This is a genomic window from Paenibacillus sp. UNC499MF (assembly GCF_900107975.1).
Lineage (GTDB): Bacteria > Bacillota > Bacilli > Paenibacillales > NBRC-103111 > Paenibacillus_F.
Genome location: NZ_FNVF01000028.1, coordinates 1 through 11,334 on the forward strand (window position 1 = coordinate 1; position 11,334 = coordinate 11,334).

Here is an 11,334-nt window from a genome sequence, read left to right on the forward strand (position 1 = left end):
CCTTCGGAAAGCTCTCAGCTAATGCTTACGATGCCAGCTTTCCTTCGGAAAGCTCTCAGCTAATGCTTACGATGCCAGCTTTCCTTCGGAAAGCTTTGAGGAGGATATTTCATGAACAAGAAAAGTGTTCGCGATGTAGAAGTTAACGGTAAACGCGTGTTTGTACGCGTCGATTTCAACGTGCCGCTCGAAAACGGCCAAATTACGGACGATACACGTATTCGTGAAACACTGCCGACGATCAAGTTCCTGATCGACAAAGGCGCTAAAGTTATCCTTGCGAGCCATCTGGGACGCCCGAAAGGCCAAGTCAACGAAGACCTGCGTCTGACGCCGGTAGCAGCCCGCCTGTCCGAGCTTCTCGGCAAGCCTGTAGTGAAAGCGGACGAAGCTGTCGGTGAAGCGGTTCAAGCGAAAGTAAACGAGCTGAAAGACGGCGAAGTGCTGCTTCTCGAGAACGTCCGCTTCTACCCGGGTGAAGAGAAGAACGATCCGGAGCTGGCAAAACAATTCGCTGCACTGGCCGACCTGTACGTGAACGATGCTTTCGGCGCCGCTCACCGTGCGCATGCTTCCACGGAAGGCATCGCTCATCAGCTTCCGGCGGTTTCCGGTCTCTTGATGGAGAAAGAACTGGACGTGCTGGGCAAAGCGCTTAACAATCCGGAGCGTCCTTTCACCGCGATTGTCGGCGGATCCAAAGTTAAAGACAAAATCGACGTTATCAATAAAATGCTCGAAATCGCAGACAACATCCTCATCGGCGGAGGCCTTTCCTACACGTTCTTTAAAGCCCAAGGCCATGAAATCGGACAATCTCTCGTGGACAACGAGAAGCTTGATCTGGCACTCGGATTCATTGAGAAAGCGAAGAAACTCGGCAAGAACTTCCTTCTGCCTGTAGATATCGTCATCTCGGACGATTTCAGCGCAGATGCCAACACGAACATCGTCGGAATCGATTCCATTCCTGCCGATTGGGAAGGCATTGACATCGGTCCGAAAACGCGTGAACTTTACGCCGACGTTATCAAGAACTCCAAGCTTGTTGTCTGGAACGGGCCTATGGGCGTGTTCGAAATCGAGCCGTTCTCCCACGGTACGCGTGCGGTAGCTCAGGCTTGTGCCGACACATCCGCTTACACCGTCATCGGCGGCGGCGATTCCGCGGCGGCGGCGGAGAAGTTCCACCTCGCCGACAAGATGGACCATATCTCCACAGGCGGCGGTGCTTCCCTGGAGTTCATGGAAGGCAAAGTTCTGCCCGGCGTAGTCGCTCTTAACGACAAGTAAGAGATACAGAGAGGAGTTTTGAAGATCATGAGAAAACCCGTTATCGCAGGTAACTGGAAAATGTTCAAAACCGTTTCCGAAGCGGCAAGCTTCGTGAATGATATAAAAGGCAAGGCGGAAGTTGCAGGGGTAGAGAGCGTAATCTGCGCTCCTTACACCAATCTTCCGGCGCTTGTCGAAGCTGTGAAAGGCACGTCGATCGGAATCGGCGCTCAGAACTTTCACTGGGAAGAAAACGGCGCATACACCGGCGAAATTTCCGGCGCTATGCTTAAAGATCTCGGCGTAACGTATGTCATTATCGGTCACTCCGAGCGCAGAGCTTATTTTAACGAAACCGACGAAACGGTTAACAAAAAGGTTCTCGCTTCTTTCAACTACGGTCTGACGCCGATCGTATGCGTAGGCGAGAAGCTCGAAGAGCGCGAAGCGGGACAAACGAAAGAAGTCTGCCGCGTACAGACGGAAGCTGCTTTCAAAGGCCTCAGCGCCGATCAGGCGAAACAAGTCATCGTGGCTTACGAGCCGATCTGGGCTATCGGTACGGGCAAATCTTCCACGGCTGAAGACGCCAACGAAGTAATTGCTTATATCCGCGAGCTGATCGCTTCCCTGTACGATTCCTCCGTAGCGGATGCGGTCCGCATTCAATACGGCGGCAGCGTAAAACCGGGCAACATCGCCGAATACATGGCTCAGCCGGATATCGACGGAGCTCTTGTGGGCGGCGCCAGCCTGGAGCCGGCTTCTTACATCCAACTCGTTGAGGGGGCGAAGTAAGATGGCGACTAAACCGGTAGCGCTGATTATTCTGGACGGCTTCGGACTTCGGGGCGAGGTTCACGGCAACGCCGTGGCCCAAGCCAAGAAACCGAACTACGACCGCTATTGGAACCAGTTCCCTCATACGACGCTGACTGCCTGCGGCGAAGCCGTAGGTTTGCCGGAAGGCCAAATGGGTAATTCTGAAGTGGGGCACCTGAACATCGGTGCCGGCCGGGTTGTTTACCAGGACCTGACCCGTATTTCCAAGTCGATCCGGGACGGTGAGTTTTTCGACAATAACACGCTGATCGGCGCCGTGCGTCATGCGAAGCAGAACAACAAGAAGCTGCACCTGTACGGGCTGCTTTCCGACGGGGGCGTACACAGCCACATCGCGCACTTGTTCGCGCTGCTGGAGCTGGCGAAGAAAGAAGATCTGCAGGAAGTTTACATCCATGCTTTCCTGGACGGACGCGACGTAGCGCCCGATTCGGCGAAGAACTACATGGAGCAGCTTCAAGCCAAGATCGCCGAAATCGGCGTCGGCAAAGTAGCGACGGTTCAAGGCCGCTACTATGCGATGGACCGGGACAAGCGCTGGGAGCGGACCGAGAAGTCTTACCGTGCGATGGTGTACGGAGACGGCCCGCACTACACGGACCCGGTCAAAGCGATCACCGAATCGTACGAGAAATCCGTATTCGACGAATTCGTGATGCCGACTGTCATCACGGATGAGAACGACAAGCCGGTGGGACTCGTTGAATCCGGCGATGCGGTTATTTTCTTCAACTTCCGTCCGGACCGTGCGATTCAATTGTCGCAGGTGTTTACGAATAAAGATTTCCGCGGTTTTGACCGCGGCGAGCTTTGCCCGAAAGATCTGTACTACGTCTGTCTGACGCTGTTCAGTGAAACGGTCGAAGGCTACGTCGCGTATAAACCGAAAGATCTCGATAACACGCTCGGCGAGGTCCTGGCCCAGCATAACATGAGACAGCTTCGTATCGCCGAGACCGAGAAGTACCCGCACGTTACCTTCTTCTTCAGTGGCGGCCGTGACGTGGAGCTGCCGGGCGAAACCCGTATTCTCATTCCGTCGCCAAAAGTCGCCACATACGACCTGAAGCCTGAAATGAGCGCTTACGAAGTGGCTGCCGCAGCGGTGAAGGAAGTCAATGAGGACAAGCAGGACGTCATCATTCTGAACTTCGCCAACCCGGATATGGTAGGTCACTCCGGCATGCTGGAGCCGACCATCAAAGCCGTTGAAGCCACGGACGAGTGCCTGGGCCAAGTCGTGGAAGCCATTCTCGCCAAGGGCGGAGTGGTCTGCATTACAGCCGACCACGGCAACGCGGACCTCGTCCTGGACGATGCCGAACGTCCGTTCACCGCTCATACGACGAACCCGGTGCCGTTTATCGTTACATCGAACGACGTCACTCTGCGCGAAGGCGGCGTTCTGGCCGACATCGCTCCGACGCTGCTGCACCTTCTGAAGCTGCCTCAGCCGCCGGAAATGACAGGTCTTTCGATCATCGAAGAGAAGAAATAAGTAATCCTTCCGCTTTTTGATTAAGACAGCAAGTTTTCGGGAACCATTCCTTGGAATACAGCATCTTATTTTGATCGGTAAGGTGCGCCGCTGCCCTTTAAGGGAATGAGTTCCCGAAGTTTTTCATACACATAACCTTGTTAAGGAGTGTTCAAACACAATGACTATCATTTCCGACGTTTATGCTCGCGAAGTACTTGACTCCCGCGGCAATCCGACTGTTGAAGTTGAAGTATATCTTGAATCCGGCGTTGTAGGCCGCGCAATCGTACCTTCCGGTGCCTCCACAGGCGCTCATGAAGCTGTCGAGCTTCGCGATGGCGACAAAAGCCGTTACCTGGGTAAAGGTGTACTGAAAGCCGTTGACAACGTCAACTCGATCATCGCGCCTGAAATCATCGGTCTGAACTCCTTGGATCAAGTGTCCATCGACAAGAAAATGATCGAACTGGACGGAACGCATAACAAAGGCAAGCTGGGCGCCAACGCGATCCTCGCGGTATCCATGGCTGTTGCCCGCGCTGCGGCTGAAGCGATGGAACTGCCTCTTTACGTTTACCTGGGCGGATTCAACGCCAAAACTCTTCCGGTTCCAATGATGAACATCATCAACGGCGGCGAGCATGCCGACAACAACGTTGACGTTCAAGAATTCATGGTACTTCCGGTAGGAGCACCGACTTTCAAAGAAGCTCTCCGCATGGGCGCAGAGATTTTCCATAACCTTAAATCCGTACTTAAAGATAAAGGCCTGAATACGGCTGTCGGCGACGAAGGCGGTTTTGCACCGAACCTGAGCTCCAACGAAGAAGCGATCCAAACGATCATCACCGCTATCGAGCGCGCCGGTTACAAGCCTGGCGTGGACGTATTCCTGGGTATGGACGTTGCTTCCACCGAGTTCTTCAAGAACGGCAAATACGAGCTCGAAGGCGAAGGCAAATCCTTCACGCCGGCTGAATTCGTTGACCTGCTTGCTTCTTGGGTAGACAAATACCCGATCCTGACCATCGAAGACGGCTGTTCCGAAGACGATTGGGAAGGTTGGAAATTGCTGACCGACAAATTGGGCGGTAAAGTTCAACTCGTCGGCGACGACCTGTTCGTAACGAACACCGAGCGTCTGTCCAAAGGCATCAACGAGAACATCGGTAACTCCATCCTGATCAAAGTAAACCAAATCGGTACGCTGACCGAAACATTCGACGCGATCGAAATGGCGAAACGCGCAGGCTACACGGCTGTTATCTCCCACCGTTCCGGCGAGAGCGAAGACAGCACGATTGCCGACATTTCCGTGGCAACCAACGCAGGCCAAATCAAAACAGGCGCACCGTCCCGTACGGACCGCGTAGCGAAATACAACCAGTTGCTTCGCATCGAAGATCAACTGGAAGGCGTTGCTCAATACGCCGGTAAAGAAGCTTTCTACAACTTGAAAAAATTCAAGTAAGAAAACCTTTCACAAGATTAACGCTTTAGCTTTTTAAACGTCGGGGAGGGTTATGAATATGAGTGCTTGGGTAAAAACGATTTTGCTGTTAATCGGGTCGGCTTTACTAACTCAATTCATCCCTTTCTCGGCCTATTTCCGCAACCTGGACACCATGGTTCATGAGTTCGGGCACGCTGCAATGACGATGATTCTCTCGGGAAAGGTCATGGCTATCGTGCTCAATGCCGATCACAGCGGGGTTACTTACTCGTCGGTCAGCGGCTCATGGAAACTCCTGCCGATTTCGGTCGCAGGCTATGTGACGGCGTCCTTGTTTGCGGTTTTTCTTTTTTGGGCTTATGCCCGGGGGAAGCAGAGACTGGGGCTCCAGGTGATGACGGTGATCGCCGTGCTGTCTCTGGTGCTCTTCGTACGCAATGAGTTCGGAGTGGGCTGGCTGATCGGCTTTATCGCGCTGAACATCATTGTGCTCGCTTTTACGAGCGGGTTTATACGCAACGCCTACTACCTGCTTGTCGCCTTTCTTTGTCTGGAGGAGTCGGTCTACGGGCCGCTGACGCTGTCGCTGCTTGCGGCGGGGAACCCGAACAAAGCGGGAGACGCAACGAATCTGGCGTCCATCACGTCTGTGCCTGCTCTGATCTGGGGCGTTATTTTCCTGATTATTTCCCTCTGGTGCGCCAAAGCGGCCATTCAATATTTTTTGGGCGGCGACGCAAACAGGCGGAGGAAAGCCCGCAGGTCCGAAAGAGCTTATCCGATGGGACCCGGGGAACGCTGACTCCCGTTCATTTAGCAATCAAAAGGCCCACTGTATGGAATCTTTGTTCCGTCGGCGGGTTTTTCTTTTATAAAGCAGGGAAATTTAGTAAGGATGTCCAACCAGAATCTTGCAGAAAAAGGCCTTTTATGATAGACTTTTAATGCACATTCTAAAAATAAGAACATGCTAATGAGGTGTCGAATTGGTTATCTTGTTAAAAGTTTTGTTGGTTATCGCCTCGCTGGGCTTAATTGTAACGGTATTACTACAAAAGGGTAAAAGTGCGGGACTTTCCGGTGCAATCAGCGGCGGTGCCGAGCATCTGTTCGGTAAAACGAAAGCTAGAGGCATGGATCTCGTTCTGGCTCGGATTACCGTGGTTTTGGCGGCTATTTTTATTGTATTGACGGTCATCGTGGCCTACGTAGTGAAGACATAACAACTGAACAGACGGTGCACATAAATTGCAAACAGCAGGGGGATGCTACTCCTGCTGTTTTTTCATGGAGTTTTGCCGCTTGCGGACATCGAGGCGCAGCGGTGAAAAGAATTGATTTGTTTATGTTTTCGTCTTTTCAGGATATACTGATTAGTAACTTGCACCTGCTTGTCAACCGGTTAATTGTGGGTCTCGCCGGAAACCGTGAGGAATGATAAGGCAGAAGCTTAGACGAATCAACGACCGGAAAGCTGCAAGAAGACCCAACGAAGGCACTCCCGTTACCCGCGGCCGTACAGGCCGGCAGGGACACCCGCAGACAATCATACATCCGCCAGACCGAGATGCCCCGGAGGCAGGGGGGAAGCGGAAGACAGGTACCTGAAAATCGCCTAAAATGCCCCGCAGCGGGCAGAGGATGCGATTTGCAGCAGCGGCTAAACCTGTTCAAAGAAATGGTTATCGGGTATGAATACGGAGAAGCTCAACCTAATAAGAAGGTGACAACTATGGTGACAGAGCAGGATATATTAAACTTTATGCACGAAAATGCGTACAAGCCCATGACGTATCAGGAGCTTGAGAAGCATTTCGGCATTGATAGCGCTTCGGAATTTAAGGATTTCGTCAAGCTGCTCAACGACTTGGAGCAATCCGGACACGTACTGCGCACGCGCAACGACCGTTACGGAGTGCCGGAACGGATGAATCTTATCCGCGGCCGGCTGCAGGCTCATCCCAAAGGATTCGGCTTCCTGATCCCGGACGACCGGGATCACCCTGACGTGTACATTCATGCCAACGATATGAATACGGCGATGAATAACGACATTATTCTCGTCCGCGTTACGAGCAAAGGCGCCGCCGGAGGCAAGCTCGAGGGTGAAGTGGACCGCGTCGTCACACGCGCCAACACAAGAATCGTGGGAACGTTCCAAAATCATGAAAGCTACGGGTTTGTCGTTCCGGATGACAAACGCGTTCAGCGGGATATTTTTATTCCGAAAAATGCCTTCCTCGGAGCGGCCGACGGGCAAAAGGTTGTCGTTAACATTGTCCAGTATCCCGAAGGACGCGCTGCCGCCCAGGGCGAAGTGATCGAAATTCTCGGCCATAAGGACGATCCGGGTGTGGACATTTTGTCTATCATCCGCAAGTTCCAGCTTCCGGAAGCGTTCAGCGAAGAAGTGATCTCGGAGGCGGAGAGCGTGCCCGATTCCATCACGGAGGAGGAAATTCTCAGCCAGAAACGCCGGGATTTGCGCGGTAAACGTATCGTAACCATTGACGGCGAGGATGCGAAGGATCTTGACGATGCCGTGAACGTGGAACGGCTTCCTAACGGCAACTATCTGCTGGGCGTCCACATTGCGGACGTAAGTTACTATGTGACGGAAAATTCCGCGCTGGACCGTGAAGCCTACAACCGCGGATGTTCGGTTTATTTGGTGGACCGGGTCATTCCGATGCTGCCGCACCGGCTGTCCAACGGTATCTGCTCGCTCAATCCGCAGGTAGACCGTTTGACCATGTCCTGCGAAATGGAATTCGATGCCGAGCTTAATGTGGTGAGGCATGACATTTTTACGAGTGTGATCAAAACAAGCGAAAGAATGACTTATAACAACGTCCGCAAGCTGCTGACCGAGGAAGAGCCTGACGCGGAGCTTCTGGAGCGTTATGGTTACCTGGTAGACGATTTCAAGCTGATGGAAGAGCTCGCCATGAAGCTGCGGAACCGGCGTATTCAGCGCGGCGCGATCGATTTCGATTTCCAGGAATCGAAAATCATTGTCGATAAGGACGGAACCCCGGTTGATATCGTCAAACGTGAGCGTTCCATCGCTGAAATGATTATCGAAGAGTTTATGCTGGCGGCCAACGAAACGGTTGCCGAGCATTTCCACTGGCTGAAGGTGCCGTTCCTGTACCGGATTCACGAAGACCCGGATGCGGAGAAACTGGCGCATTTCATGGAGTTTATTACGAATTTTGGCTACGTTGTACGCGGACGCGGCAATACCGTTCATCCGCGCGCGCTTCAGTCTCTGCTTGAAGAGATCAAAGGGACCAAGGAAGAAACCGTCATCAGTACGGTGATGCTCCGTTCCATGAAGCAGGCACGCTACGATTCCAACAGTATCGGGCATTTCGGTCTGGCCGCGGAGTTTTACTCCCACTTCACTTCCCCGATCCGACGTTATCCGGATTTGATCATTCATCGTGTAATCCGTGAAGTGCTGGAAAACGGTAATGCTCTGACTGATAAGCGCAGTGAATATTTGCGCGGCCGGATGGACGATATCGCCGAGCAGTCTTCGCAGCGTGAGCGTGTGGCCGTTGATGCCGAGCGTGAAACCGATGCGCTGAAAAAAGCGGAGTTCATGCTGGATAAAGTCGGCGAGGAATTCGAGGGCATTATTTCGAGTGTGACAAGCTTCGGGATTTTCGTGGAGCTGGAAAACACGGTCGAAGGCCTCATCCGCCTGAGCGACATGACCGACGATTATTACCACTATCATGAGATGCAGCATGCCCTAATCGGGGAGCGCACGTCAAAAATATACCGGATCGGGGACGAAGTTAAAGTCCGTGTAGGCCGGGTCAATATGGACGAGAAAACCATCGACTTCGAAATGGTCGATATGAAGCCTCGTTCCAACAAGTTCAGCATGCTCGACCGTAGCAAGTCCGGTGGCCAGAAGAAGCGCGTTGCGGGCGGGCGTCCGGTCAAAGGCGGACGCGGTAAAGACCGCGGACGTGTGCGGGATGTCCTAGTGAAGCCTGGTACGGCCGTTGGAGCGGCCGGTGCCGCAGATGCGACAGGGGCATCCGAGGGCGGAGGTACCAAGCGCCGCAGACGCAAGAAGAAAGGCGCATCGGGTGAAGCGCCGCTCGGAATCACGCCGGCAGCGGCACCGGGCGATATGCCGTCTGAGGGCGGCAGCGTGACGCAGGAGGCTCCGGGAGCCGGCAGAGGGCGCAAGCGCCGCAAAGGCGGCAATCCGGCCGCAGCGCCCGATACAGGCCGTGAGAACGGGCCCGTGACCGAGTCCGGCGAAGATGGCGGCGGACGGCGCCGGAAGCGCAAGGGCGGCGGAGCCGAAGGCGAAGCGTCCGTAACGCCGGCTCCGGGCACTGAGCCGGGCGGCAAGCGCCGCAAAGGGGACGGCCCGACACGCGGCGTCTCGCTGCGCGGCGAGTCCGGCGAAGGCGGCGGCCAGGGCGGCCGCGGACGGCGGGGCCGGGGCGCCGGCGACGGTGCGGCGTCAGGCCGCGAGAGCGGCGGCGCGCGGACGGAGTCGACGTACTCCGGCAACTGGGCGTCGTCCGTGAACGCGCTGACGAAGACGGTGCGGGGCGACCGGCACACGCCGGACGGGCGCGATCCGTCCGAGCCGGGCGGCCGGCGGGGACGTCCGCGCCGGTAGCGGGCTGGGGCAGGCGGGGAAGGTGCCTGCCCTTTGCGGCGCGAGCGGGAAGTTGGTGGCCCCTCGCGCGCGGCCGAGCGGTCTTAAGCCGCTGTGATGAGATTTGCGGTGTGCTTTAGGGACCGTCGAAGATGTGCAGGTGAGCATCGACGCGCCGGGCGGTTAAGGTTTAGCCGCATTCTGATGGTGAGTTGTACGCACGGCCGGTGAGGCTTTTCCTTTTGCATAAACCGAGCATGAAATGCTTAAAAATTTGGTCCGTTAAATACTTACGACGGCAAATAAATACATGAAAATAAGGAAACGGCCCGGATGGTGAGCGCGTCTATTTATCGGACATGCCATGTTCCGGGCGTTTCTTGATTTTTGGCAGGGAAGTTGCTACAATAAAGAACACTCCGCCTTTTCAAAAAGGCACGGATGGGGTATTAATAGCATGGACGACTGGAGGAGATGACCGTGAGCAAGAAAGCCGACGGCAAGGTGCTGGCACAGAATAAGAAAGCTTCGCATGACTATTTTATTGAAGAAACTTACGAGTGCGGGCTTGTGCTGACGGGTACGGAAATCAAATCCCTGCGGAACGGCCGCGCGAATCTTTCGGATTCGTTCGCAACGATCCGTAATGCCGAAGCGTTCGTGCATAATATGCACATCAGTCCTTTTGAACAGGGGAACCGGAATAACCCGACCGATCCGACGAGAGCGAGAAAGCTGCTCCTGAAGAAATCGGAAATCAACAAGCTGATCGGCGCTTCCAAGCAGGAAGGCTATACGCTGGTCCCGCTCAAGATTTACATCCGCAACGGCTATGCGAAGCTGCTGATCGGACTCGGTAAAGGTAAGAAACAGTACGACAAGCGCGATACGGCAGCTAAACGCGATGCTCAGCGCGATATTCAGCGGGCTCTGCGTGAGAAGCAGAAGGTCGCCAGGTAATAATTTTTGTTTATTAACTGCTCCTTGCGGAGCGGGTGGGAAACTGAACCTGGACTTCCATGGATCAGCACCTGCTTTTGGCGGGAAGTGTGGTATAATAAAAGAGTAAGAAGAACACAGCATCCGGCTCGATGAGCCGTTGCATCCGAGTTCCTTTTCTATTACGGGGGCGTTTTTGGATTCGACGGGGGTAGTTCGAGCATGGGTAGCGGGTAGTGGGGACGCGTCCGCTTCATCAACGCTAAAGCCTATTAAACGGCAAACAACAACAAAACTACGCTTTCGCAGCTTAATAACCTGTGAGCGTGCTCCTCTCCTGTATCGCCCATGTGCCGGATGTAGGGGCTAACCTTTAGTGGGATACGCTGTCACATCTCCGCCTGGGGTGTGCTGAAGAAGACAATCAGGCTGACCTTAGTGAGAGCCGGTTACGGGGCGCTTGCTTGGGTGACATCAAACCCGTGACTACACCCGTAGAAGCTTATGTGTCGTTATCTTCGGACAGGGGTTCGACTCCCCTCGCCTCCATACAACAACAGAAAGGTCCCAGCCTTAGAGGCTGGGGCTTTTTTGTTGTTCCGGGAGGCGGGAGGAGAAGCCCGCGGGTTCAGTCCGCGCGGACGAAGCGTTAGCGGAGGAGCACGGGATTGCAATCTACCGCTAAGGTTGTCGGCAGAGGGTGGCAGCGTG

General features: G+C 54.4%; 8 protein-coding genes and 1 other RNA gene. All 9 read left to right on the forward strand.

Annotated elements, in window-relative coordinates; genetic code table 11:
* The first annotated feature begins 111 nt into the window (after positions 1–111).
* The 9 genes from pgk to ssrA all read left to right on the forward strand — a co-directional run bounded on the left by pgk (position 112) and on the right by ssrA (position 11,175).
* Entirely contained in the window at positions 112–1,293 is a 1,182-nt protein-coding gene (pgk, locus tag C4S74_RS25960) for a phosphoglycerate kinase (RefSeq protein ID WP_103998172.1), read from the forward strand.
* A 27-nt stretch (positions 1,294–1,320) separates the two neighbouring features.
* A complete protein-coding gene (gene tpiA, locus C4S74_RS25965; RefSeq protein WP_103998173.1) occupies positions 1,321–2,073 on the forward strand; it encodes a triose-phosphate isomerase in 753 nt (250 codons plus the stop codon).
* Position 2,074: 1 nt separating this feature from the next.
* Positions 2,075–3,616: a 2,3-bisphosphoglycerate-independent phosphoglycerate mutase gene (gene gpmI, locus C4S74_RS25970; RefSeq protein ID WP_103998174.1), complete on the forward strand. Its 1,542-nt coding sequence runs from the start codon at positions 2,075–2,077 to the stop codon at positions 3,614–3,616.
* A gap of 160 nt (positions 3,617–3,776) precedes the next feature.
* A complete protein-coding gene (eno, locus tag C4S74_RS25975; RefSeq protein ID WP_103998175.1) occupies positions 3,777–5,069 on the forward strand; it encodes a phosphopyruvate hydratase in 1,293 nt (430 codons plus the stop codon).
* Between the two features lie 58 nt (positions 5,070–5,127).
* Positions 5,128–5,853 (forward strand): M50 family metallopeptidase, encoded by a 726-nt coding sequence (locus C4S74_RS25980; protein ID WP_103998176.1) that lies wholly within the window; start codon positions 5,128–5,130, stop codon positions 5,851–5,853.
* Between the two features lie 184 nt (positions 5,854–6,037).
* Positions 6,038–6,274 (forward strand): preprotein translocase subunit SecG, encoded by a 237-nt coding sequence (gene secG, locus C4S74_RS25985; protein WP_103998177.1) that lies wholly within the window; start codon positions 6,038–6,040, stop codon positions 6,272–6,274.
* 509 nt (positions 6,275–6,783) lie between these two features.
* The gene (gene rnr / locus C4S74_RS25990) at positions 6,784–9,705 is read left to right on the forward strand and encodes a ribonuclease R (RefSeq protein ID WP_181024550.1); all 2,922 of its coding nucleotides are present in this window, start codon (positions 6,784–6,786) and stop codon (positions 9,703–9,705) included.
* Positions 9,706–10,164: 459 nt separating this feature from the next.
* Entirely contained in the window at positions 10,165–10,644 is a 480-nt protein-coding gene (gene smpB, locus C4S74_RS25995; RefSeq protein ID WP_103998179.1) for an SsrA-binding protein SmpB, read from the forward strand.
* A gap of 165 nt (positions 10,645–10,809) precedes the next feature.
* Positions 10,810–11,175: a transfer-messenger RNA gene (gene ssrA, locus C4S74_RS26000) on the forward strand.
* The last annotated feature ends 159 nt before the right edge of the window (positions 11,176–11,334 follow it).

Bases quoted from the DNA above. Each gene is read 5' to 3' on its own strand.
- pgk (WP_103998172.1), top strand. From the start codon at position 112: ATGAACAAGAAAAGTGTTCGCGATGTAGAAGTTAACGGTAAACGCGTG.
- tpiA (WP_103998173.1), top strand. From the start codon at position 1,321: ATGAGAAAACCCGTTATCGCAGGTAACTGGAAAATGTTCAAAACCGTT.
- gpmI (WP_103998174.1), top strand. From the start codon at position 2,075: ATGGCGACTAAACCGGTAGCGCTGATTATTCTGGACGGCTTCGGACTT.
- eno (WP_103998175.1), top strand. From the start codon at position 3,777: ATGACTATCATTTCCGACGTTTATGCTCGCGAAGTACTTGACTCCCGC.
- C4S74_RS25980 (WP_103998176.1), top strand. From the start codon at position 5,128: ATGAGTGCTTGGGTAAAAACGATTTTGCTGTTAATCGGGTCGGCTTTA.
- rnr (WP_181024550.1), top strand. From the start codon at position 6,784: ATGGTGACAGAGCAGGATATATTAAACTTTATGCACGAAAATGCGTAC.